The 23,561-nt window shown below is 73.2% G+C and carries 21 protein-coding genes and 2 tRNA genes; 14 read left to right on the top strand and 9 right to left on the bottom strand.

Going from position 1 to position 23,561, the window contains the following annotated elements; translation table 11 throughout:
* Positions 1-124: 124 nt before the first annotated feature.
* The 5 genes from VGH76_RS06255 to rpmH all read right to left on the bottom strand — a co-directional run bounded on the left by VGH76_RS06255 (position 125) and on the right by rpmH (position 3,091).
* Positions 125-661: a protein jag gene (locus tag VGH76_RS06255; protein ID WP_331555755.1), complete on the bottom strand. Its 537-nt coding sequence runs from the start codon at positions 659-661 to the stop codon at positions 125-127.
* A gap of 154 nt (positions 662-815) precedes the next feature.
* Complete coding sequence (gene yidC / locus VGH76_RS06260) at positions 816-1,979, bottom strand: membrane protein insertase YidC (RefSeq protein WP_331555756.1); 1,164 nt, start codon at positions 1,977-1,979, stop codon at positions 816-818.
* Complete coding sequence (gene yidD / locus VGH76_RS06265) at positions 1,973-2,353, bottom strand: membrane protein insertion efficiency factor YidD (protein ID WP_331555757.1); 381 nt, start codon at positions 2,351-2,353, stop codon at positions 1,973-1,975. The genes yidC and yidD overlap by 7 nt, the downstream gene beginning before the upstream one ends.
* Positions 2,354-2,528: 175 nt before the next feature.
* Positions 2,529-2,912: a ribonuclease P protein component gene (gene rnpA, locus VGH76_RS06270; protein WP_331555758.1), complete on the bottom strand. Its 384-nt coding sequence runs from the start codon at positions 2,910-2,912 to the stop codon at positions 2,529-2,531.
* A gap of 35 nt (positions 2,913-2,947) precedes the next feature.
* Positions 2,948-3,091 (bottom strand): 50S ribosomal protein L34, encoded by a 144-nt coding sequence (rpmH, locus tag VGH76_RS06275; RefSeq protein WP_331555759.1) that lies wholly within the window; start codon positions 3,089-3,091, stop codon positions 2,948-2,950.
* Positions 3,092-3,610: 519 nt separating this feature from the next.
* Between rpmH and dnaA the strand changes: the two genes are divergently transcribed.
* The 10 genes from dnaA to VGH76_RS06325 all read left to right on the top strand — a co-directional run bounded on the left by dnaA (position 3,611) and on the right by VGH76_RS06325 (position 17,432).
* Positions 3,611-5,332, top strand: coding sequence for a chromosomal replication initiator protein DnaA (gene dnaA, locus VGH76_RS06280; RefSeq protein ID WP_331555760.1), 1,722 nt, complete (start codon positions 3,611-3,613; stop codon positions 5,330-5,332).
* A 631-nt stretch (positions 5,333-5,963) separates the two neighbouring features.
* On the top strand, positions 5,964-7,202 hold the full coding sequence (dnaN, locus tag VGH76_RS06285) for a DNA polymerase III subunit beta (RefSeq protein ID WP_331555761.1): 1,239 nt from the start codon (positions 5,964-5,966) through the stop codon (positions 7,200-7,202).
* 118 nt (positions 7,203-7,320) lie between these two features.
* Positions 7,321-8,232 (top strand): phosphogluconate dehydrogenase (NAD(+)-dependent, decarboxylating), encoded by a 912-nt coding sequence (gnd, locus tag VGH76_RS06290; RefSeq protein ID WP_331555763.1) that lies wholly within the window; start codon positions 7,321-7,323, stop codon positions 8,230-8,232.
* Between the two features lie 8 nt (positions 8,233-8,240).
* Entirely contained in the window at positions 8,241-9,437 is a 1,197-nt protein-coding gene (gene recF / locus VGH76_RS06295) for a DNA replication/repair protein RecF (RefSeq protein WP_331555764.1), read from the top strand.
* A 193-nt stretch (positions 9,438-9,630) separates the two neighbouring features.
* A complete protein-coding gene (locus VGH76_RS06300; protein WP_414637679.1) occupies positions 9,631-10,296 on the top strand; it encodes a DUF721 domain-containing protein in 666 nt (221 codons plus the stop codon).
* 218 nt (positions 10,297-10,514) lie between these two features.
* Positions 10,515-12,518 (top strand): DNA topoisomerase (ATP-hydrolyzing) subunit B, encoded by a 2,004-nt coding sequence (gene gyrB, locus VGH76_RS06305; protein ID WP_331555765.1) that lies wholly within the window; start codon positions 10,515-10,517, stop codon positions 12,516-12,518.
* A 138-nt stretch (positions 12,519-12,656) separates the two neighbouring features.
* On the top strand, positions 12,657-13,415 hold the full coding sequence (locus VGH76_RS06310; RefSeq protein ID WP_331555766.1) for an FkbM family methyltransferase: 759 nt from the start codon (positions 12,657-12,659) through the stop codon (positions 13,413-13,415).
* 227 nt (positions 13,416-13,642) lie between these two features.
* Complete coding sequence (gene gyrA, locus VGH76_RS06315) at positions 13,643-16,156, top strand: DNA gyrase subunit A (protein ID WP_331555767.1); 2,514 nt, start codon at positions 13,643-13,645, stop codon at positions 16,154-16,156.
* 61 nt (positions 16,157-16,217) lie between these two features.
* Positions 16,218-17,171: a DUF3566 domain-containing protein gene (locus tag VGH76_RS27930; RefSeq protein ID WP_414637680.1), complete on the top strand. Its 954-nt coding sequence runs from the start codon at positions 16,218-16,220 to the stop codon at positions 17,169-17,171.
* 187 nt (positions 17,172-17,358) lie between these two features.
* Positions 17,359-17,432, top strand: a tRNA-Ile gene (locus tag VGH76_RS06325).
* Positions 17,433-17,507: 75 nt separating this feature from the next.
* Here VGH76_RS06325 and VGH76_RS06330 read toward each other — a convergent pair.
* From VGH76_RS06330 to VGH76_RS06345, 4 genes are all read right to left on the bottom strand, one after another.
* Positions 17,508-17,918 (bottom strand): Lsr2 family protein, encoded by a 411-nt coding sequence (locus VGH76_RS06330; protein ID WP_331555768.1) that lies wholly within the window; start codon positions 17,916-17,918, stop codon positions 17,508-17,510.
* Positions 17,919-18,020: 102 nt separating this feature from the next.
* Entirely contained in the window at positions 18,021-18,461 is a 441-nt protein-coding gene (locus VGH76_RS06335) for an SRPBCC family protein (RefSeq protein WP_331555769.1), read from the bottom strand.
* 1 nt (position 18,462) lies between these two features.
* Positions 18,463-19,329: a phosphoenolpyruvate hydrolase family protein gene (locus VGH76_RS06340; protein WP_331555770.1), complete on the bottom strand. Its 867-nt coding sequence runs from the start codon at positions 19,327-19,329 to the stop codon at positions 18,463-18,465.
* Positions 19,330-19,355: 26 nt separating this feature from the next.
* The gene (locus tag VGH76_RS06345; protein ID WP_331555771.1) at positions 19,356-20,534 is read right to left on the bottom strand and encodes a Tm-1-like ATP-binding domain-containing protein; all 1,179 of its coding nucleotides are present in this window, start codon (positions 20,532-20,534) and stop codon (positions 19,356-19,358) included.
* 125 nt (positions 20,535-20,659) lie between these two features.
* Between VGH76_RS06345 and VGH76_RS06350 the strand changes: the two genes are divergently transcribed.
* From VGH76_RS06350 to VGH76_RS06365, 4 genes are all read left to right on the top strand, one after another.
* Complete coding sequence (locus VGH76_RS06350) at positions 20,660-21,508, top strand: alpha/beta hydrolase (protein WP_331555772.1); 849 nt, start codon at positions 20,660-20,662, stop codon at positions 21,506-21,508.
* Positions 21,505-21,618, top strand: coding sequence for a DLW-39 family protein (locus VGH76_RS06355; protein ID WP_331555773.1), 114 nt, complete (start codon positions 21,505-21,507; stop codon positions 21,616-21,618). Before VGH76_RS06350 ends, VGH76_RS06355 begins: the two co-directional genes overlap by 4 nt.
* A gap of 12 nt (positions 21,619-21,630) precedes the next feature.
* Positions 21,631-21,706, top strand: a tRNA-Ala gene (locus VGH76_RS06360).
* Positions 21,707-21,831: 125 nt separating this feature from the next.
* Positions 21,832-23,364, top strand: coding sequence for a class I adenylate-forming enzyme family protein (locus VGH76_RS06365; RefSeq protein ID WP_331555775.1), 1,533 nt, complete (start codon positions 21,832-21,834; stop codon positions 23,362-23,364).
* The last annotated feature ends 197 nt before the right edge of the window (positions 23,365-23,561 follow it).

Below are 23,561 nucleotides of genomic sequence, written 5' to 3' on the forward strand. Positions count from 1 at the left end.
GACGCCGGCGCGTGGCCGGGCCCGCCCACGGTCACGCCCACCGCCCCCGTCGTCGCGCCTCCGGGCGCGCCGCCGCCCGTGTTCCACGTGGAACACGGGCACGTCCCGTCGTGCCGACCACGACTCAGCGTCCGGGGAGGACGACCACGCGTCGGCGCGGCTCCTCGCCCTCGCTCTCGCTGTGCACGCCGTCCACGCCCGCGACGGCGTCGTGGACGATCTTCCGCTCGAACGGGGTCATCGGCCGCAGCTTCTGGCTCTCGCCGCTCTCCTTGACCTCCTGCGCGGCCCGCCGTCCGAGCTCGGACAGCTCACTGCGCCGGTTCGAGCGCCATCCCGCGATGTCGAGCATGAGGCGGTTCCGGGTGCCGGTCGAATGCTGCACCGCGAGCCGCGTGAGTTCCTGCAGCGCCTCCAGGACGTCGCCGCGCTGCCCGACGAGCTTCTCGAGGTCCTTGCCCCCGTCGATGCTCACCACGGCGCGGCCGGCCTCGACGTCGAGGTCGATGTCGCCGTCGAAGTCCAGGATGTCGAGGAGGCGCTCGAGGTAGTCCCCGGCGATGTCCCCCTCCCGTACCAGGACGTCCTGGCCGACGCCCTCGGTCTCCTCCGCCGGCGCGGCGTCGTCGGCGCGACCGTCCGACTGCAGGGTCTCGGACACGGCATGTCTCCTCTCGCCGGGCCGCGGGGCGGCCCTCCGGGTCCCGCACCACCGATCCTCGACGGTCGAGGGACGACGGTCCGGGTGGCTGGGGTCGGGGCGCGCACGCCCCCGGGGGCCGGTCCCGCCTGGGGGGAGAGGGACCGTCCGGGTCTCACCGTCGCTTCTTCGACTTCTTGCCACCGCCGGGGCGTCCCGACGAGGCCAGCTGCTGGCCGGACCGGGCGCCGTTCTTGCCCGAGCCGTTCTTCGTGCCCGGCGACCCGACCTTGCCGGGCGCGGCGCGGCCGCTGCTCTTGCCCGTCGTGGGCCGTGCCCCGGGCTGGGGCTTCGCCCCGGGTGCCGGACTCTTCGGGCCCGCCCCGTTCGTGGGCGCGGGCGTCGACGGGGCGTCCTGCGGCTCGTCGTCGGCCGGCTCGGCCAACTCGGCCAGCTCGGCCGTGGCGGCGCGGGCGCCGTCGCGCTTGGGCTTCTGGCCCGGCTTCGGAGCCAGCAGGTCCCGCTGCTCGGCCGCCTCCGCGCGACGCTCCGCCTCCTCGCGGGCGATCCGCCCGTAGACGTACCACTGCTGGGTCAGGGTCCACGAGTTGTTGGCCAGCCAGTACAGCAGGATCGCGATCGGGAAGAAGGCACCGAAGACCAGGACGCCGACCGGGAACAGCCACATCGTGAGCTTCTGCATGATCGCGGCCTGCGGGTTCGCCGCGGACGTCGGCGACTGGTGCTGGGCCGAGATGCGCGCCGTGAAGTGTGTGGCGACGCTCGCGATGATCATCAGCGGCAACGCGACGGGGACGACCTCGGCGTTGAAGCTCGAGAAGTTCAGTGAGAAGTGACCGAGCTCCTGGGCGCCCCCGAAGATCGCCTGGGAGAGCTTGACGCCGAGAATGCTGGCGTTGTTGAACGAGACGACGTCGGCCCGGCTGAAGACGTAGTTGTACGGATAGTCCGGCTGGAAGCCCCGCAGCACGTGGAACAGGCCGATGAAGACCGGGAGCTGGACGAGGACGGGCAGACAGCCGCCCAGCGGGTTGACGCCGTGCTCCTTCTGGAGCTTCTGCATCTCCTCCGCGAGCTTCTGCTTGTCGCTCTTGTACTTCTCCTGCAGCTTCTTGATCTGCGGCTGGAACTCCTGCATCTTCCGCATCGAGCGGACCTGGCTGACGAACGGCTTGAACAGCAGCGCGCGCAGCGTGAAGACGAGGAAGATGACCGAGAGCGCCCAGGCGAACCCGTTGTCGGCACCCAGCGCGAAGCCGAACACCTTGTGCCAGAACCACAGGATGGCCGACACCGGGTAGTAGATGAAGTTCAGCACGACGCTTGCTCCTCGCTGGTGGGGGCTGCGGCTCCCCGGGGGGCGGTGCGGTCCGTCGGGTCGGCGGGCGGGCCACCCGCCCCGGGTGGGTCACGATCGGGTCGCCGGCTGCGGCGCGGAGGGACCGGGTCCAGGCCGCCAGGGTGCCAGGGTGCGCACTTGAGCAGGCGCACCAGGGCGAGGCCGGTGCCGTACAGGACGCCGTGCACCCGGACCGCCTCGACGGCGTACGCGCTGCAGGTCGGGTGGAAGCGGCAGTGGGGGAGGAACATCGGCGAGATCCAGCGCCGGTAGAAGCCGAGGAGCGCGATCACCAGCCGGGCCGCGGCGCCGGGCCGCGGCTCGGCCGCCACCTGCGATGTCGCCGTGCCCACCACGTCGCCCACTCCCGTCGGTTTCCCGTGGAACCGCGCCGCCCGGTCCGCCGGCTCGCGGCGTCCGTCCCGGGCTCGCGCGACCGGTTCTCCCGACCATGGTGCCCGCGGCGGAGCGGGAGGGCGAACGTCGTCCGCGCCCGGGCGGGCGATGGTCACGGCCACCGGGGCGGCCCTACCGGCTCCGGTCGGGCGGGGTGGCGGGCTCCAAGGCCCGCGGTCCCGGGAGGACACCGAGCCGCCGGAGCGCGGCGTCGAGGTCGGCGGCGAGCTCACCGCCGGTCGCGCCGGCGGCGGCCGGGTGCGCCCGGACCACCAGGGCCGTGCCCTCCGGCAGCATCTCGAGCCGGTCGGCGACGAGGTGCCGCAGCCGGCGCGTCACGCGGTGGCGCTCGACCGAGCCCCCCACGGAGCGCCCGACGACGAAGCCGGCGCGCCGGCCGCCGTCGTCACCGGTCAGCGCATGGACCGACACCAAGCGCCGTCCGGCCTTCCGACCGCGACGGAGGATGCGTCGGAAGTCGTCGGGACGGCGGACGCGGTGCGGGCGGGGCAGCACGGTCGCGGCGCCGGCGCTGACGGGCGCGCGGCCCGTCAGGCGCTCAGGGCGCCGCGGCCCTTGCGGCGGCGGTTCGCCAGCACGGCGCGACCGGCGCGCGTGCTCATCCGCAGCCGGAAGCCGTGGGTCTTCGACCGACGACGGTTGTTCGGCTGGAACGTGCGCTTGCCCTTGGCCACGACTGAGAACTCCTGCGTCAGCTCACCCCGGCTGGGGGAGCGCGGGTGTGCCGGGCGCACGCCGACGGGCCCAGGACGTGCCTGGGCGTCGGGCGGACCCGGATCCGGTCCTCCCCAGCGTAGCCGAGTCCCCCGCCGGCCTCCGACGTCGGCCCCGCTGCGGACCAGGGCGTCGCCCCGGCGCAGGGCCCGGGTCGGGCCCCGCGGGAGGTTGTGGCCCGGCGCGGCGCCTTGTTAGCGTCTCGCACCCCGTATAACCGTCGGCCGGAACCGCCGGGGTGCGTCGGTCGTTCCCGTGGTCGGGAACCTCGGCGGACGCCGACGTCGCGGGGCGCGGAGGCAGAGGGGACCGCCGCACGCGGGATACTCGGTACGGACCCCGGGGGCGGGGCCCGCACCGTCATCGCTCGTGCGCATCGTGCACAGTTGTGGACAACCCTGTGGATCCTTGCGCCCACGGGCGCGACGCACGGGCTGCCGGGGGTCCGGGTGCGCAGGGTCGGGACGGAGGAGGTCGGTATGTCGGACCAGCTCTCCGACCTCGACGAGACGTGGACCCGCGTGGTCTCCGAGCTCACGGCGGGCAGCCCGGACAGCCCGGCGCTGTCCGCGCAGCAGCGGGCCTGGGTGCGTGTCACGCGGCCGCTCGGGCTGCTCGACGACACCGCGCTCCTCGCGGCGCCGAGCGAGTTCGCCAAGGAGGCCATCGAGCGGGCCCTGCGGGACCCGATCGTCGACGCGCTGTCCCGCCACCTCGGCCGGCCGGTCCAGCTCGCGGTCCGGGTGGACCACAGCGTCCGCGCCGCGACCGACGGCGCCTCGGTGGCCGGGCCGGAGACCTCCCCGCTGCCGCGGCTGCCCGGCTCGGCCGCGGAGCCGGCCGTCGCGGCCGGGGGCGACGGCTACGCCGCGCCGGCCTTCGACGGCCGCCGCTTCGACGACGGCGGCCCCGATACGGGCTACCTCACGAGCTCGGTGCCCGACCGGCAGCGGTCCCACCGCGACGACGCGATCGCGGCGGCCCCGGGCGTCGGGCGCGTCACCCACAACCCGGACCGTGCCCACCCCGAGGAGGAGGTCGACGAGGTCCGCGAGGGCCTCGCCGCGGTGCACGAGATCTGGAGCCCACCCGGGCGCAGCGGCATGACCGGGCGCGCCGACGGCGAAGCGCCCCCCGGGGCCGACTCCCGCGGCGCTCCCCGCTCCCAGACGCGGCTCAACGAGAAGTACCTGTTCGACACGTTCGTCATCGGCGCCTCGAACCGGTTCGCGCACGCGGCCGCCGTCGCCGTCGCCGAGGCGCCCGCGCGGGCCTACAACCCGCTGTTCGTCTGGGGCGACTCCGGGCTGGGCAAGACGCACCTGCTCCACGCCGTCGGGCACTACGCCCAGCGCCTCTTCTCGGGGATGCGGGTGCGCTACGTGTCCACCGAGGAGTTCACGAACGACTTCATCAACTCGCTGCGCGACGACCGCAAGATCGCCTTCCAGCGCCGCTACCGCGACGTCGACGTGCTGCTGGTGGACGACATCCAGTTCCTGGAGGGCAAGGAGGGGACCCAGGAGGAGTTCTTCCACACCTTCAACACCCTCCACAACGCGAACAAGCAGATCGTCGTCTCCTCCGACCGCCCGCCCAAGCGGCTGGAGACCCTCGAGGACCGCCTCCGCACCCGATTCGAGTGGGGGCTGATCACCGACATCCAGCCGCCCGAGCTCGAGACCCGCATCGCGATCCTGCGCAAGAAGGCGGCCGGCGAGCGGATGGCGGCGCCGCCCGAGGTGCTCGAGTTCATCGCGGACCGGATCGAGCGCAACATCCGCGAGCTCGAGGGCGCCCTCATCCGTGTCACGGCGTTCGCCTCGCTCAACCGGCAGCCGATCGACCTCCAGCTCGCCGAGATCGTCCTGCGCGACCTCATTCCCGACTCGCGCCAGTCGGAGATCACCGCGCCGACGATCATGGCGGTGACGGCCGAGTTCTACGACGTCTCCATCGACGACCTCACCGGCCCCGGCAAGACCAAGGCGCTGGCCCTCGCGCGCCAGATCGCGATGTACCTCTGCCGCGAGCTCACCGACCTCTCGCTGCCGCGCATCGGTCAGACGTTCGGCAACCGCGACCACACCACGGTGATGCACGCGGACAAGAAGATTCGCAAGGAGATGGCCGAGCGGCGCCGGACCTACGAGCAGGTCCAGGAGCTCACCGCCCGGATCAAGCAGCGCGCGCGGGGATGAGCCGAGTCCCCGCACTCCTGGCGGGGCCCTGCCCGCCCTTGGCCGAGCCCCGCAGACGCCGTCGCAACCCGCCACGCCGTCACAGCCGGTGGCGATCATCGGCAGAATCTGTACGCACCGTCACCATCGCCCCGTACGGCGTCGCCACACGGACGTCGCGGAACCCGATCGGCAGGACCGCCGGCCCGATCCCCGCGCCGCGTGATCCGTCCACCGCGTCGCGGTCGCGCTCCGCAGTCGTTCGACTCCCGATCGACCCACAGCTGGGGACAAGTCTGTGGATAATCGGGCACGGCCTCGTGGACGGAGCCGGGACGGGACGGATCGCCCGGCCGCTGTCCACCCCCCACGCCGATCGGTCCCCGGATCCGGGGACCACCCACCCGCTCCGCTCCACACCACCGTCGGCCGCCCCACCTGCGACGACACCGGTGCTCCACAGCGCCCACAGGACCTACTGTCACTACTGTTCTTCTTCTCTTCGAGGAACTACAGAAGACCAGGGTTGGGGAGCGCCGGAACCCCTCGATCTGCACAGGGCCGGAGTGTCGGACCCCCCTGTCACGCTCTACCGTGACCATCTGCCCGGTCCTGCCCGGATCGCGGCGTGCTCGGACCCTGGAGGACAGCGATGAAGTTCCGCGTGGAGCGCGACGCCTTCGCCGACGCGGTGGCCTTCGTTGCGCGCAGCCTGCCCAGCCGGGCGCCCGTACCGGTGCTCGGGGGCGTCCTGCTCGATGCGGCCGACGAGGGGACGCTGACGGTCTCGGGGTTCGACTACGAGGTCTCCGCCCGGGTCGAGGTGCCGGCGATGATCGGCGACGGTGGCCGCGCGCTCGTCTCGGGCCGGCTGCTCGCCGACATCACGCGGTCGCTGCCGCCGCACCCGGTCGATCTCACCGTCGAAGGTCCCCGCGCCTCCCTGATCTGTGGCAACGCCCGGTTCAGCCTCCCCACCATGTCCGCCGAGGACTACCCGCAGCTGCCCGAGATGCCGCCCGTCGTCGGCGAGCTCGCCCCGGACGTCTTCGCGCGGGCGGTCTCGCAGGTCGCCGTGGCCGCCGGCCGGGACGACACGCTGCCGATGCTCACCGGGATCCGGGTCGAGATCGACGGCTCGTCGCTGACGATGGCCGCGACCGACCGCTTCCGGCTCGCGGTCCGGGAGTTCACCTGGGAGCCCGGCGAGAACGGCCCGGTCGCGGGTGAGGGCGGGCCCACGGCCATCCTCGCGCCGGCCCGCACGCTCTCCGAGGCCGCGAAGACGCTCACCACGGCGGGCTCGAAGGTCGCCCTGGCGCTCGGCCGCGGCGACGGACTGCTGGGACTCGCGGGCGGCGGCCGCCGTTCCACCACCCGGCTCCTCGACGCCGAGTTCCCCCGCTACCGCCAGCTGCTGCCCAAGGAGCACACGTCGGCGGCGGTCGTGGAGATCGCTCCGCTGGTCGAGGCCATCAAGCGCGTCTCGCTCGTGGCCGAGCGCGGCACCCAGGTGCGGCTCGAGTTCGAGGAGGGCTCGCTGCGCCTGACCGCGGGCGGTGACGACGAGGGCAGCGCCGAGGAGGAGCTGCCGTGCTCGTTCGCGGGCGAGCCGCTGACCATCGCCTTCAACCCCGGCTACCTGCTCGACGGGCTCGGGGCCCTCGGCTCCGAGGCCGCCCACCTGTCGTTCACCACCCCGAGCCGGCCCGCGCTGCTGCGCCCGGCGTCGTCGCCCGGCGAGGACACGGCCGCGACGGCCGAGGGGGAGGTCGACGCGCAGGACGCGTCGACGACCGCCGTCGAGCCCGGCCCGGGCGGGGACGCCGACCTGCCGGAGCCGCGGCCGGGGTACCTGTACCTGCTGATGCCGGTCCGGCTGCCCGGCTGATCGCCGAGCCCGCGGCCGGACGCGTGATCACGGGGGCGGGCAGCGGGTAGGAAGAGACCGGCCCGCACCGACGGGCCGGAGCACGGACAGACCGGTAGCGGACGAGGGAGCGATCGCGGTGCAGCTGGGGATGGTCGGGCTCGGCCGGATGGGCGGCAACATGGCCGAGCGGCTCCGCGCCGCCGGGCACGAGGTCGTCGGGTACGCCAACGACGGATCCGGGGACGTGCAGTCGCTCGACGAGCTCGTCAAGGCGCTCACCGCGCCGCGGACCGTGTGGTTGATGGTGCCCTCGGGCGAGGCGACGCACTCGACAGTGCGCAGCCTGGCCGACCTCCTCGAGGAGGGCGACCTGGTGGTCGACGGCGGCAACAGCCGCTTCACCGACGACACGGTGCACGCGGAGCTGCTCTCCGGGCACGGGGTCCACTACGCCGACTGTGGCGTCTCCGGCGGGGTCTGGGGGCGCACCGAGGGCTACGGGCTCATGGCCGGCGGCGCCGACGCCGACATCGAGCGGCTCATGCCGGTCTTCGACGCGCTGCGCCCCGAAGGCCCGCGCGAGGAGGGGTTCGCCCACGCCGGCCCGGTCGGGGCCGGGCACTACGCCAAGATGGTCCACAACGGGGTCGAGTACGGCCTCATGCAGGCCTACGCCGAGGGGTACGAGCTGCTCTCGGCCGGCGGCCCCGTGACCGACGTCGGCGCGGTGATGAAGGCCTGGAGCCGTGGCACCGTCGTCCGGAGCTGGCTGCTGGACCTCATGGTCCGCGCCCTCGAGGCCGACCCGCACCTCGACGAGATCACCGGCTACGCCGAGGACTCCGGCGAGGGTCGGTGGACCGTCGACGAGGCCATCGTGCACGCGGTGCCGCTCCCGGTGATCTCGGCGGCGCTGTTCGCGCGGTTCGCCTCCCGGCAGACGGACTCGCCCGCGATGAAGGCGGTCGCCGCGCTCCGGGCCCAGTTCGGCGGCCACGCCACCCGCAAGGCGGGCGAGGCCGCCAACGAGCCGCCGACGGGCGGCTAGACGACCCCATGTACGTGAGGGAGCTGTCGGTCACCGACTTCCGCTCCTGGCCGCAGGCCGACCTGCACCTCGAACCGGGGGTCACGGTCCTCGTCGGGGCCAACGGGCAGGGCAAGACCAACCTCGTCGAGGCCGTCGGGTACCTCGCGACGCTGTCGTCGCACCGGGTCTCCTCCGACGCGCCGCTGGTCCGGCGAGGCGCGTCGGCCGCGGTGATCCGGGCGACCGCGGTCAACGAGGGCCGTGAGCTCACCGTCCAGGTCGAGATCCAGCCGGGAAAGGCCAACCGGGCCCGGGTGAACCGTTCGCCGGTGCCGCGCCCGCGGGAGATCCTCGGCATCGTGCGCACCGTGGTGTTCGCCCCCGAGGACCTCGCGCTGGTGCGCGGGGACCCCGGGGAGCGTCGCGCGTTCCTCGACGACCTCCTCGTGGCCCGGGCTCCGCGGTGGGCCGGCGCGCGCAGCGAGTACGACAAGGTGCTGCGGCAGCGCTCGGCCCTGCTCAAGTCGGCGCGCTCGGCGAGGGGCGCCCGGGAGGCCGGGACGCTCGAGGTCTGGGACGCCCACCTGGCCCGCACCGGCGCGTCCCTGGTGGCCGCGCGCATCCTCCTGACCCGCGCCCTCGCCCCGCACGTCACCTCGGCCTACGCCGACGTCGCCCCGGAGTCGGTGCCGGTGGGGGCGCGCTACCGGTCCCGGGTGGAGGCGGTGGACGCGCTGGGCCACCCGGCCCCCGACGACGCCGCCACTGCGGCCCTGCCCGACGACGTCACCGGCGGCCCCGACCACGCCGCGCTCGCCGAGCAGGTGGAGGAGACGCTGCTGGCGGAGATCGGGCGGCGGCGCGACCAGGAGATCGACCGGGGGGTGTGCCTCGTGGGCCCGCATCGCGACGACCTCGAGCTCACCCTCGGCGACGGGCCGGCGAAGGGGTACGCGAGCCACGGGGAGTCGTGGGCGCTGGCGCTCGCGCTGCGCCTCGGGGGCTTCGAGCTGCTGCGCTCGGAGGGTAGCGAGCCGGTGCTGATCCTCGACGACGTCTTCGCCGAGCTCGACGCCCGTCGTCGCGACGCGCTCGCCCGGACGGCGGCCCGGGCCGAGCAGGTCCTCGTGACGGCTGCGGTCGACGACGACGTCCCGGCGGGCCTCCGGGGTGCACGCTTCGTGGTCGAGGACGGCACGGTGCGTGACCAGGTGGCCTCGTGACGAACGATCGGGGTGTCCGCTGGTGAGCCGAATCGGTGAAGAAGGTCCGGGATCTGGGGACAAGCCTGTGGATGCTGTGGACAACCCTCGCCGCAGCCCCGAACGCGGCGGCGCCGGCCGCCCGGATCCGGGTGCTGACCTGCGACGCCCTCCCGGCGATGCCGTCCACATCCCGGGCACGGACCGCGACGCGGTGGTCCTGCCACCCGCGCGGCTCGGCCCGCGCGGCGACACGGCCGGCCGCCGGGCGGACACCGAGGGTGCTCCCGGGGCCCCGGTGGAGCCCGGCTCGACCGGGTCGTCGGCGAGCCACGACAGCGGGGACCCGGGCGCCGGGGTGCACGGCGCGGACATCGCCCGGGCCGCCCTCGAGGCCGCCCGGGCCCGCCGTGCCGAGCGGGGCGGCGCCGCCCCCGGCGCGGCCGGACGTGCGATCCGGCGGGGCGTGCCGGGCGACGGGACACGCCGGCGGCGGCGGGGCTGGTCGGGATCGGGCGCCGACGACCGTGACCCCCAGATGCTCGGCCGGGTCGCCTCGCGGCTGTCCGCCCAGCGCGGCTGGGCGCCCAAGCTCGCGAACGGCTCGGTCTTCGGGCGGTGGGCCGACCTCGTCGGACCGGAGGTCGCCGAGCACGCCACCCCGACGGCTCTGCACGCCGGCGAGCTCACCGTGCAGGCCGACTCCACCGCCTGGGCCACCCAGCTGCGGCTGCTCCAGCGCCAGCTCCTCGCCGGCATCGCAGCGGGGCTCGGCCACGGCGTCGTCACCAAGATGCGCATCCACGGACCGTCGGCGCCGAGCTGGCGCCGCGGCCCGCGGCACGTGTCCGGCCGCGGGCCGCGCGACACGTACGGCTGAGCGCCCGCTCTCCGCGCCCAGGACGCCGACGAGCCCCGGCCCGGGCGGTCGGACCCTCCCGTGGTCGCGCCAGGCGCTCTGCGACGCGCTCAACAGGCGGACCGGCCCCTTCTGACGGAGACCGACCAGTAGAATGGGAGGTGTAGTGCGACACGGTCGGCGCCGCGGTGCCCTCCGGGGGGCGCACCGACCGCTCAGGTAGGGAGACATAGACGCCCGTGGCTGCCGCGAAGAAGAACAACGACTACAGCGCGTCGTCCATCACCGTCCTCGAGGGCCTCGAGGCGGTCCGCAAGCGGCCCGGCATGTACATCGGGTCCACGGGCGAGCGCGGCCTGCACCACCTCATCTGGGAGGCCGTCGACAACTCGGTCGACGAGGCGATGGCGGGCTACGCCTCGACCGTCACGGTGACGATGCAGGCCGACGGCGGCATCGCCGTGGTCGACGACGGGCGCGGTATCCCGGTCGACGAGCACCCGGTGGAGAAGAAGCCCGCCGTCGAGATGGTCATGACCATGCTCCACGCCGGCGGCAAGTTCGACGACAAGTCGTACGCGGTGTCGGGCGGTCTGCACGGTGTCGGCATCAGCGTCGTCAACGCCCTCTCCACGGCGCTCGATGTCGAGATCCACCGCGACGGCCAGATCTGGACCCAGCACTACGACCACTCGGTCCCCGGGCCGCTCACCCAGGCCGGCAAGACCCGCAAGACCGGGACGTCGATCACCTTCTGGGCCGACCCGAACATCTTCGAGACCACCACCTACAACCTGGAGACGATCTCGCGTCGCCTCCAGGAGATGGCCTTCCTCAACAAGGGCCTGACGATCGTGCTGCGCGACGAGCGCAAGCCCGAGGGCAGCGACGGCGAGGGCGACGCGGTCGACGACGCGCCGGACGCCGAGGGCTACGTCGCGAAGGTCAAGGAGCGGACCTTCCACTACCCGGGCGGTCTCGAGGACTTCGTCGCGCACATCAACCACGCGAAGGACCCGATCCACAAGAAGCCGGTGGCGTTCCAGGCGGAGGGCACCGGCCACCAGGTCGAGGTCGCGATGCAGTGGAACTCCGGCTACTCGGAGTCGGTCTACACGTTCTGCAACACGATCAACACCACCGAGGGCGGCACCCACGAGGAGGGCTTCCGCTCCGCGCTGACCACCACGGTCAACCGCTACGCCCGCGACAAGAAGCTCATCAAGGACAAGGACCCGGCGCTGACCGGCGACGACATCCGCGAGGGGCTCGCCGCGATCGTCTCGGTCAAGGTCGCCGAGCCGCAGTTCGAGGGCCAGACGAAGACCAAGCTCGGCAACACCGAGGTGAAGTCGTTCGTCCAGCGCGTCTGCAACGAGTGGCTCTCCGACTGGTTCGAGCGCAACCCCAACGAGGCCAAGACGATCATCAACAAGGCGGTCGGCTCGGCCCAGGCGCGCATGGCCGCCCGCAAGGCCCGCGAGCTCGTGCGGCGCAAGACCGCGGGCGACCTCGGCGGTCTCCCCGGCAAGCTCGCCGACTGCCGGTCGAACGACCCGACGCGCACCGAGGTCTACATCGTCGAGGGCGACTCCGCGGGTGGCTCGGCGAAGTCCGGGCGCGACTCGATGTTCCAGGCGATCCTGCCGATCCGCGGCAAGATCATCAACGTCGAGAAGGCCCGCATCGACCGCGTCCTCAAGAACAACGAGGTCCAGTCGATCATCACCGCGCTGGGCACCGGCATCCACGACGAGTTCGACCTGTCGAAGCTGCGCTACCACAAGATCGTGCTGATGGCCGACGCCGACGTGGACGGCCAGCACATCCGGACGCTGCTGCTCACGTTGCTGTTCCGCTTCATGCGCCCGCTGGTCGAGAACGGGCACGTGTTCCTGGCGATGCCGCCGCTCTACAAGATCAAGTGGAGCGGACGCGGTGCCGAGCCGGAGTTCGCGTACTCCGACCGCGAGCGTGACGGGCTGCTCGAGGTCGGGCGCGCCGCCGGCAAGAAGATCAACAAGGACGAGGGCATCCAGCGCTACAAGGGCCTCGGCGAGATGAACGCCAAGGAGCTCTGGGAGACGACGATGGATCCCACGACGCGCCAGATGATGCAGGTGACGCTCGACGACGCCGCCACCGCGGACGAGCTGTTCAGCGTGCTCATGGGCGAGGACGTGGAGTCGCGCCGCTCGTTCATCACCCGCAACGCCAAGGACGTCCGCTTCCTCGACATCTGACCCGCCGGCCCGGTCGCGGGCGTCGTTCCACGGGAAACGACGCCCGCCCCGGGCGGTCGTTCGGGCCTACGGCGCAGCCCACTACTCTCCCCGCGCGCGCCCGGTGCCCCGCCGGGCGGCCGTCGAGAGGCAGCGCCGGTGGATCAGGTGGTGGAGTCGAGGGCCGGGACCACACGGGCCGGGTCGCTGGGCCGGGTGCTGCGGGCGGCCGCGCCGCACACCTGGTTCCTCGAGGACGAGGTCGCCGGTCTCGCCGAGCACGTCCGACCGGGCGCGGTCTGCCTCGACGTCGGCGCCGAGTACGGGCTCTACACGTGGGCGCTCGCCGGACTGGTCGGCCCGACGGGACACGTCCACGCCGTCGAGCCCCAGCCCGGACCCTCGTCGTTCGTCGACGCCACCCGCCGGCTGCTGCGCGCCGGGAACGTCACCGTGCACCGCACCGCGCTCGGCGCGGCCGCCGGCGGTGGCGTCCTCGCGCTGCCGCGGCGGCGCCTGATGCCCGTGCACGGCCGGGCGTTCCTGACCACGGGTGCGGACGGGCTCGGCTCGAACGCCGAGTTCGCGCGGCACGAGGACGTGCCCGTCGCCGTGACCACCGTCGACGACCTCGTCGCCGCGCTGGGGCTCGAACGCCTCGATCTGGTGAAGGTCGACATCGAGGGTGCGGAGGCCCGCCTGCTCCGGGGCGCGGCCGGGACCCTGGCCGCGTTCCGGCCGGCGCTCATACTCGAGCTCGAGGACCGCCACCTCGCCCGTTTCGGCACGACCGTGGCGCGGGTCGTGGGCGAGCTCGAGGTCGACGGCTACGTGGCGCGGACCTGGGACCGCGCCCGCGGCTGGGTCCCGCGCCGACCCGACGACGGCCGGCGCAACGTGATCTTCCTCCCGCGCTGACCCACCCGCCCCCGACGGTCCCCGAACCGCATCTGACCGGCACGAACACCGCGGGGGAGCCACGGTGATCGTCGGTGTGACCGGTAGAATCAGGAGGTCGGGACGGGGGTGGCGTGCGCGTCGCCCGCCCGGCGGGATGGGCGAGCCCTGATGCGTTGGACGCGGTGACCGGCCGCGGGCCGGGGCGCCCAGGAGTGGAGTGGACCCAGAGTGGAGTTGATCCGAGCGTGACCGAGACGACGCTGCCTCCGGGTTCGGGTGACCGGATCGAGCCGGTCGACATCCAGCAGGAGATGCAGCGCTCCTACATCGACTACGCGATGAGCGTGATCGTGGGGCGCGCCCTGCCGCTGGTGGAGGACGGTCTCAAGCCGGTCCACCGTCGGGTCCTCTACTCGATGTACGACTCCGGCTTCCGCCCGGACCGCAGCTACGTCAAGTGCGCCCGCGTCGTCGGCGACGTCATGGGCAACTACCACCCGCACGGCGACTCGGCGATCTACGACGCCCTCGTGCGGCTGGCCCAGCCCTGGTCGATGCGTTACCCGCTGATCGACGGGCAGGGCAACTTCGGCTCGCCGGGCAATGACCCAGCTGCCGCAATGCGTTACACCGAATGCCGGCTGACGCCCCTTGCGATGTCGATGCTCGCCGACATCGACGAGGAGACCGTCAACTTCGTCGACAACTACGACGGCCGCACCCAGGAGCCGGCCGTCCTCCCGGGTCGCGTCCCGAACCTGCTGATCAACGGCAGCGCCGGCATCGCGGTCGGTATGGCGACCAACATCCCGCCGCACAACCTGCGCGAGGTCGCCGAGGGCGCCACCTGGGCGCTCGACCACCCGGACGCCTCGGAGGAGGAGACCCTCGAGGCGCTGATGGCGCGCATCAAGGGCCCGGACTTCCCGACGGCGGGCCTGGTCGTCGGCAACGACGGCATCGAGTCGGCCTACCGGACCGGCCGCGGCTCGATCCGGATGCGCGCCGTCGTCGAGGTCGAGGAGGACACCAAGGGCCGCACGACCCTCGTCGTCACCGAGCTGCCCTACCAGGTCAACCCGGACCACCTCATCGAGTCGATCGCGACGATGGTCCGCGAGGGCCGGCTCCACGGCATCGCGGAGATCAACGACGAGTCCAGCGACCGGGTCGGCCGCCGCATCGTCATCACCCTGCGCCGCGACGCGGTGGCCAAGGTGGTGCTGAACAACCTCTACAAGCACACGCAGCTGCAGTACGGCTTCGGCGTCAACATGCTGACGATCGTCGACGGCGTACCGCGGACGCTGCGGCTGGACCAGCTGATCCGGCACTGGATCCGCCACCAGATCGAGGTCATCGTCCGGCGGACCCGCTACCGGCTGCGCAAGGCCGAGGAGCGGGCCCACATCCTGCGCGGTCTGGTCAAGGCGCTCGACGCGCTCGACGAGGTCATCGCCCTGATCCGCGCCTCGCAGACGGTCGACGTCGCCCGCACCGGCCTCATCGAGCTCCTCGAGATCGACGACATCCAGGCGCAGGCCATCCTCGACATGCAGCTGCGTCGCCTGGCCGCCCTCGAGCGCCAGAAGATCATCGACGAGCTGGCCGAGATCGAGGACACGATCCGCGACCTCCAGGACATCCTCGACCGGCCGGAGCGGCAGCGGCAGATCGTCCGCGACGAGCTCGCGGACATCGTCGAGAAGTACGGCGATGACCGGAAGACCAGGCTCATGGGGTACGACGGCGAGGTCGCCGACGCGGACCTCATCGCCGTCGAGGACGTCGTCGTGACGATCACCCGCACCGGCTACGCGAAGCGCACCAAGACCGACCTCTACCGCGCCCAGAAGCGCGGCGGGCGCGGCGTGCAGGGCGCGACGCTCAAGCAGGACGACATCGTCGCCCACTTCTTCGTCTGCTCCACGCACGACTGGCTGCTGTTCTTCACCAACAAGGGCCGGGTGTACCGCGCCAAGGCCTACGAGCTGCCCGAGGCCAGCCGCAACGCCCGGGGCCAGCACGTGGCGAACCTCCTCGCGTTCCAGCCGGACGAGGACATCGCGCAGGTCATGCAGATCCAGGACTACACGGCCGCGCCGTACCTGGTGCTCGCCACCCGCAGCGGCCTGGTGAAGAAGTCGCGGTTGACCGACTTCGACTCCAACCGCTCCGGCGGCCTGATCGGCATCAACCTGCGGGAGGGCGACGAGCTCGTCGGCGCCGTGCTGTGCTCGGGCGACGACGACCTGCTGCTCGTGTCCGCCGAGGGCCAGTCGATCCGGTTCTCGGCCACCGACGAGGCGCTGCGCCCGATGGGCCGCGCCACCTCGGGCGTCACCGGCATGCGGTTCAACTCCGGGGACACGCTGCTCTCCCTCGGCGTGGTGCGCGCCGGGACGTTCCTGTTGGTCGCGACCAGTGGCGGGTACGCCAAGCGCACGCCGATCGAGGACTACCCGGTGCAGGGTCGGGGCGGGAAGGGCGTGCTGACGCTGCAGTACGACCGCCGTCGCGGAACCCTGGTCGGTGCCCTGATCGTCGAGCTGGAGGACGAGCTGTACGCGATCACCGCCAGCGGTGGGGTCATCCGCACGACCGCCCGGGAGGTCCGCAAGGCCGGACGCCAGACCAAGGGCGTGCGGCTGATGAACCTCGGCGACGATGGCACGCTGCTCGCGGTGGCCCGCAACGCCGAGAGCTCGGCCGACCCGGACGCCGGCGGCCCGGACCAGGCGCCCGACACGCTCCTGTGATCGGTGACCACGTCCCGGGACGGAACCCGGGGCACCCGTACCCGACGACGAGACGAGCACCGTGAGCACTGCGACACCGGACGAGAACGACGGTCGCGAGAGCGGCCGGACCGGCGCCGACGCCGCGACGGGCGCGGGCGGCGACACCGCCGCGGACACGGTGGTGACGACGCCCGCGACGTCGGAGGACGGGCCGTCCCGCTCCTCCGACGGGGGCGGCCGCTCCGCGGACCAGGCGGCCGGGGGGCCGCCCCCGCCGTGGCAGCGCGCGGGGACGCGCAGCGAATCGAGCTCCCGTGCTGAGTCGGGAGCCGGTTCGTCCGAGGGTGAGCAGCGCAGCCGGCCGAGCCCCGGCCCGGGTGGACAGCGTCCGCCGACGCCCGCGGCCGGGACGCCCCGGCCGTCGCCGTCGGGGCCGCCACCGAGCGGTCCGTTCCCCGCTCCCGGTGGCCAGCGGCCCGGACCGCCCCCGAGCGGGCCGACGCCCGCCCCGGGGCAGCAGCGCCGGTCGAACACCGCCCTCATCGACGCCCCGACCAACCAGCTCTCCCCGGAGCAGCTCGGGATGCGGGTGGGCGAGCGGTCCGAGCCCGAGCCGGAGCTCGAGGACATCGAGGAGGACGTGCCGACGGCCCGGCGGTCCCCGCGGGGGAAGGTGCCGAGGCGCGCGAGCCTGCAGGTCAAGCGCTTCGACCCCTGGTCGGTGCTCAAGCTCGCGCTGGTGCTGGGCGTCGCGCTGTTCTTCGTCTGGATGTTCGCGGTCGGTGTGCTCTACGCCGTGCTCGACGGCATGGGCGTGTGGGCGCAGCTGAACGGCACCTACCAGGACCTCACCTCGGACGCCGGCGGCGGCGGGCAGCTCATCACCGCGGGCGGGGTGTTTGGGGTCGCCGCGATCGTCGGCGTGGTGAACACGATCCTGTTCACCGCGATCGCCAGCGTCTCGGCGTTCATCTACAACATCTCCGCAGACGTCGCCGGGGGCATCGAGGTGACGCTCTCCGAGCGGGACTGAGACGAAGCGGAGCGGAGCTCGACCATCGGGACTGAGACGAAGCGGAGCGGAGCCCGACCATCGGGACTGAGACGACGCGTTCAGGGGAGCACGCCGATAGGGGAGCTCGACCATCGAGACTGATCAGCACCCCCGGTGGCGCGCCGGGTGGCCACCCTCCGGTAATCTGGACGCCGCCACCGCGCGGGGGCCCATAGCTCAGTTGGTTAGAGCGCGTCGCTGATAACGACGAGGTCGCTGGTTCAAATCCAGCTGGGCCCACCGGTCACGGACCCCTCCACGACGAACGGCCCCGGAGCACCACGCTCCGGGGCCGTCGTCGTGCGGGTGGGTGCGTCAGCCCGAGAACGCGGCGGCGGTGGCCCCGTTCTTGCCGCGGGACTCCCAGGCCTCCACGACGTTGTTGGGTACCCGGCCGCGGTCGGAGACCTCGAAGCCCTCGCCACGGGCCCACTCGCGGATCTGCTTGGAGGTCTCGCGGTCGTACCCGCCGGGCGAGGTGGCTCGCGGCGTTCCGGTCCCGGCACCACCGGAACGGCGGCGGCCGGACGACGCGCCGCGACGTCCCCCCGTGCGCCGGGCCGACGCGACGTACTGCGCGAGCGAGTCACGCAGTTCTGCACTGTTCTTCTCGTCGAGGTCGATCTCGTAGGTCACACCGTCGAGCGCGAACTCGACGGTGGTGATGTCCTCGGACTCCTCGCCGGTCAGGTCGTCCACCAACGTGACGACGGTCTTCTGGGCCATCCGGCGTACTCCTCGGTTCGCGGGGGGAATTGCGCCCGGAATCGCTTCCGGGTCCTTTCACATTATCAGCGAATCCGCAGAGCGCGAGCACCGGGCCGGACATCACCCGACGGTGGCCGAGAAATGGGCGCCGAGACCGGTCAGTCCGCCCCCGAACACACCCTCGCCGAAGAACTCCACGAGTCGCTCCGCGTCGTCGGCGTCACAGTCGAAGACGACTCCCCACTCGACGAGCGATTCGCCGGTCGCCGTCACCGGGACCACGCGCATCGTCGAGCGGTAGAGGCGGACCGGGAACGGCGACGTCAGGATCTCGTAGACCAGCGTCCGCGTGGTGTCGTCGAGCGCGGCGAGGACCTCGCGGACCTCGCCCCCGTCCCCGAGGGTCAGGTGGCGGACGGCGCCGACGGAATCGCCCGGGGTCTCGAGCTCGCTCGACTCGATCGCCGGGTGCCAGCGCGGGATGCCGTTGAAGTCCCGCACGACCGCCCACACGGCGGCGGCGTCGGCGGGGATGATCGCGGAGGCGAAGGCCTCGGGCATGTCAGGACTCCTTCGTCGTGCTCGGTCGGATCTGCGTGAACTCGCGGGTGCGGGCGGTCAGCGCCTCCTCGGTGGGCAGGCGCTCCATGCTGCTGGCGCCGTAGAACCCGTGACAGGTGTGCGCCCGGCCCAGGACGTACGCGGCGTCGTCCGGAGCGGACACCGGCCCGCCGTGGACCAGCACCAGGACGTCGTCGCGGACCTCGCGGGCCGCGGCGGACCACTCGTCGACGAGCGCGACGCAGTCGTCGAGCGTCTTCGCGGTCTCCGCGCCGATCGAGCCGCCGGTCGTCAGGCCCATGTGGCACACGACGACGTCCGCGCCGGCCTCGGTCATCGCGCGGGCGTCGCCCGCGGAGAACACGTACGGCGTGGTGAGCAGATCGGCCTCCCGCGCGGCGGCGACGAGGTCGACCTCGTGCGCGAAGCCCATGCCGGTCTGCTCGAGATTGGCCCGGAAGACGCCGTCGATGAGCCCGACCGTCGGGAAGTTCTGGATGCCGGCGAATCCGAGGTCGCGCAGCTCGCGCAGGAATCGGTCGCGCAACAGGAACGGGTCGGTGCCGTTGACGCCCGCGAGCACGGGCGTGTGCCGGACCACCGGGAGGACCTCGCGGGCCATCTCGACCACGATGTCGTTGGCGTTGCCGTACGCGAGCAGTCCGGCCAGCGATCCCCGGCCGGCCATGCGATAGCGGCCGGAGTTGTAGATGACGATGAGGTCGATGCCGCCGGCCTCTTCACATCGCGCCGACAATCCGGTGCCCGCACCGCCACCGACGATCGGTTCGCCACGCGCCACCTTCTCGCGCAGGCGCGCCACGATCTCGGCGCGGCCCGGGGCAGCCGCCCGTTCGTCCGTCCCCATCGGAACTCCTCTCAGCCGGTGCGCTGTCACTGGGAGATGGCCCCCAGTTCCGCCACGAGTCGTGCCGCGAACTCCGGGTCGTTCACGTGCAGGTCGGTCTCGATCAGCCGCCGCTGCTCGGTGGTCACCAGCTCGGCGCGCAGTGTCTCGACGAGGGCCTCGGTGGCGGCCGGGTCCGCGAACGGGCCGCCCTCGACGTCGAGCGCCGAGACCCCGCGGAGCGGTACCACCAGGCGCACCGGCCCCTCGCAGGCGTTGAGGCCCCGGGCGAGGAACGCCGCGGCGCCCCGGCACTCGTCGGGCGTCGTGCGCATGAGGGTCACCTGCGGGTTGTGCTCGTAGAAGAGCCGGTCGCGGTAGCGCTCCGGCACGGTGTCGGGCGCCCCGAAGTTGACCATGTCGAGGGCTCCGACGCTGCCCACCCACGGCACCCGTCGGCGGGCGATCGCCCCGAGGCGGTCCCGGGTGGCGGCCATGACGCCGCCGGCCACGAGGTCGGCGATCTCGGTGGTGGACACGTCGCACACCGCCGACACCAGGCCGTCGTCGACGAGCTTCTCCATGGCCCGCCCCCCGGTCCCGGTGGCGTGGAAGACGAGGCAGTCGAACTCGTCGTGCAGCGCCTCGGTGACCGCCGTGACGCAGGGCGTGGTCACCCCGAACATCGTCAGACCCAGGGCCGGCCGGTCCTCGCCGACGGCCGGACGCGGGCCGGAGAGCGCACCGGCGAGGGCGTGCGCGGCGTTCGCGAGCACCACACGGCTGATGCGGTTGAGCCCGGCGACGTCGGTGACCGAGTACATGAGCGCGATGTCGCTGGACCCGACGTAGGGCGCGACGTCGCCCGAGGCGACCGTCGAGACCACGATCTTCGGGGTCCCGACGGCGAGGCGCTGCAGCGCGGGCGTGACGAGTGCGGTACCCCCGGAGCCCCCGAGCGCGATGACGCCGTCGAGGTCGTCACGCCTCGGGAGCCATCGCGCCAGCGCCTCGGCCATCGCGGCGACCGAGGTGCCGCGGTCCCCGGTGAAGGCCTCCGGTCCCGCGACGTCGGCGGCGACGACGTCGGCCCGGCGGGCCGTGGCGTCGGAGGTCCCGACGTCGACGGTGGTCACGTCGTGACCCGTGTCCCGGATCAGCTCGGCGACGTAGCGCAGCTCGTCGCCCTTCGTGTCGAACGTGCCCACCACGTAGGCGTGCGCCATGGGTCCTCCCGCGCCGACGTCGTCGTCTCCGGTCGAGTCCTATCGCACGCGGGGCGGCGTTGCTCGCGTCCACTGGCAGGAAAGCACCGTCGTCGAGGCGGGGGATCCGGTCCTACGGTGAACCGGTGACGACCGTCGAGGAGGTCGCCGTGCCCGGGGCGCGGCTGCACACCGAGGTGCGGGGCTCCGGGCCGCTGCTGGTGTGCGTGGTGGGCGGCAACGGCGACCCGACGGTGTTCGGGCCGCTCGCCGACCTGCTCGCGTCGCACTGGACCGTGCTGACCTACGTCCGCCGCGGGTTCGTGCGCAGCCCGGTCGACGGCGATGTGGGTCCCGACAAGCTGGGTGACGACGTCGAGGACCTGGCCCTGCTGATCGAGCGCCACGGCGGTCCGGCAGTGGTGCTCGGCAGCAGCTCGGGCGCGATCGTCACCCTCGAGCTCCTCGTGCGACGCCCCGACCTGGTGCGCGTCGCCGTCGCGCACGAGCCGCCGCTGGTCGGCCTGCTCCCCGACCGGGACGCGCTCGTCGCCCGCTTCGACGCGGCCTACGCCACCTTCCGCCGCGAGGGCGCCCGGGCCGCGATGGCCGAGTTCGGTGAGATCACCGGCGTCGGCGCGCGCCGGCCGCCGGCGGGCGAGGAACCCGCGGCGGTCCCACCCGGGTTCGTCGCGATGCGGGAGCGCTGGCCGGCCAACAACGCCTTCTGGTTCGAGCACGAGTACGGCCCCTACCCGGTGCACGAGATCGACCTCGCCGTGCTGCGCGAGCACGCGGCGCGGCTAGTCCTCGCGGTCGGTCGGGAGTCGCGCGAGGAAGGCCAGCTCGCGAGCCGGCCGAACCTCGTCCTCGCCGACGAGCTCGGCCTCACCCCGCTCGAGGTGCCGGGCGGCCACCTCGGCTACGTCGAGGATCCGGCCGGGTTCGCGGCCGCCGTCGAGGGCGCGGTGCGGCTGCTAGCGTGGGACACGTGACGAAGCTGGTCGTGCTGCTGGCGGCGGCGTTCGGGGTGGCCCACCTCGTGCGGCGGCGCCAGGAACGCCCGACCGCGGAGGTCTGGCGCGAGGCGACCCGCACCGGCTAGACCCCGCACCCCGGGGACGTAGCTCAATTGGCAGAGCACCGCCTTTGCAAGGCGGGGGTTGAGGGTTCGATTCCCTTCGTCTCCACCAGCTCCTCGAGTCGCTGAAACGCCGTCGGTCTGGTGCTCCGCGGGCTCCCGGGGGGCATGCGGGGCATTGCTCCTCACCTGAACGGCTGATGGATGCCTGCCACCACCCACGGCACGGTACGAAGCGTGACCGACGCGGCGACGCGCACGACGACCCCGGCGACCACTCCGAGGCACTCCGACGTGCACCCGTCCGTCGAGCAGATCGTGGCGGCGTTGTCAGCCGCGGACGACCGCGTCGTCCTGCGCCATCCCGAGGGCGAGACGACGGGCGCCGAGCTCGTCGCCGCGATCCACCGCTACGCGCGGGCGCTGGACGGGCTGGGGATCGGGACCGGGGACCTGGTGGCGCAGTACGCGCCGAATCGCCCCGATCCGCTGGCGGTGCGCTACGCGACGCACCTCGTCGATGCCGGGGCGGTGTACCTGTCCGCGCCTCCGGGGGCGGAGCGTCGCCGGCGTCAGCTCGAGCAGATCGACCCGGCGCTGGTCGTGGTGTTCCCGCAGACCGCGCACTGGCTGCCGGAGACCACGGCGCCCGTGGCCGCGGTCGGGTCGGTCGAGGGCGTGGGACTGCGTCTCGACGAGCTCGCGGCCGCGCAGTCGTCCGAACCGTTCGTGTCGCGGTCGCGGCCGAGCGACCTGGGCACGGTGATCTCCTCGGGAGGGACGACGGGCATCCCGAAGGCGAGCGTCCGCAACGCGGCCGCCTGGGCCGCGTCGGTCGCCACCCCGCACCGGCCGCAGCGCCGCCAGCTCGCGTCGGGCGCGGAGGCCTTCCTGACGCAGGTCCTCGTCGCGCAGACGATCATCGGCGGCGGCACGGTCGTGCTGCGCGACGACTCCGAGCCCGCTGCGCTGCTCGCACAGATCGAGGCCGACCGGATCACCGACCTGTTCCTCGTCGAGCCCCAGCTGGTCGCGCTCATGGACCACCCCGACGTCGCCCGCCGGGACCTGTCCACCCTGCAGACGCTCACGCACATCGGCGCCTCCGCGCCGCCCGCCCTGCGACGCCGGGCGCAGGAGCGGCTCGGCCCGGTCATCCAGCACACCTACGGGGCCAGCGAGATGGGCATCGTCAGCTCCCTGCGCCCGGCCGAGCAGGACCCGGACGACCCGGAGCGCGCGACGAGCGCGGGACGGATCGTGCCGGGCGTCGAGGTCCGGTTCCGCCGCGACGACGGCGCGCTCGACCCCGGCTTCGGCAGGATCGAGGTCCGCTCGCCCGCCATGGCCCACGGCTACCGCAACCGTCCCGAGGAGGAGGCCGAGCACTTCGTCGACGGCTGGTACCGCACCGGCGACCTCGGCCGCCTCGGCGCCGACGGCCACCTGCACATCCTGGGGCGCGCCGCCGACTGTGCGGTCGTCGACGGCCGGCTCGTCACCCCGACCGGCATCGAGGACACGCTGATGCGCCTGCCGGCGGTCCGCTACGCCGTGGTCGTCGCCGACCTCGCCCACGACCGGCGGCTGGCGGCGGCCCAGCCGTGGCCCGGGGCCGAGGTGGACCCGACGGCCTGCCGTGCCGCGGTGGCCACCGAGCACGGCGAGGCCGTCGCGGCGACGCTGGTCGTCGTCCCGCTCGACGACGTCCCGCTCACCGAGCAGGGCAAACCCGACCGCGCCGCGATCCTGGCCCATGCCCCGTCCTGAGGTCCGGGGTCGCGCCCGAGCGGACGCCTCCCCTCGTGATCGCGAGCCCGTCCTTCAGGAGGAGGCTGGCCGCCCGGCCGTCCTCGCGTAGGTCGCGGCGCAGGCCCACGAGAGCGCTGCGACGACGAGGAACGCCAGGTAGACGCCGTGGTAGCCGATCTCGACGGCGAGGGCGGCGGCTCCGGCCGGGGCGACCA

The organism is Actinomycetospora sp., assembly GCF_036497585.1.
Taxonomy (GTDB): domain Bacteria; phylum Actinomycetota; class Actinomycetes; order Mycobacteriales; family Pseudonocardiaceae; genus Actinomycetospora.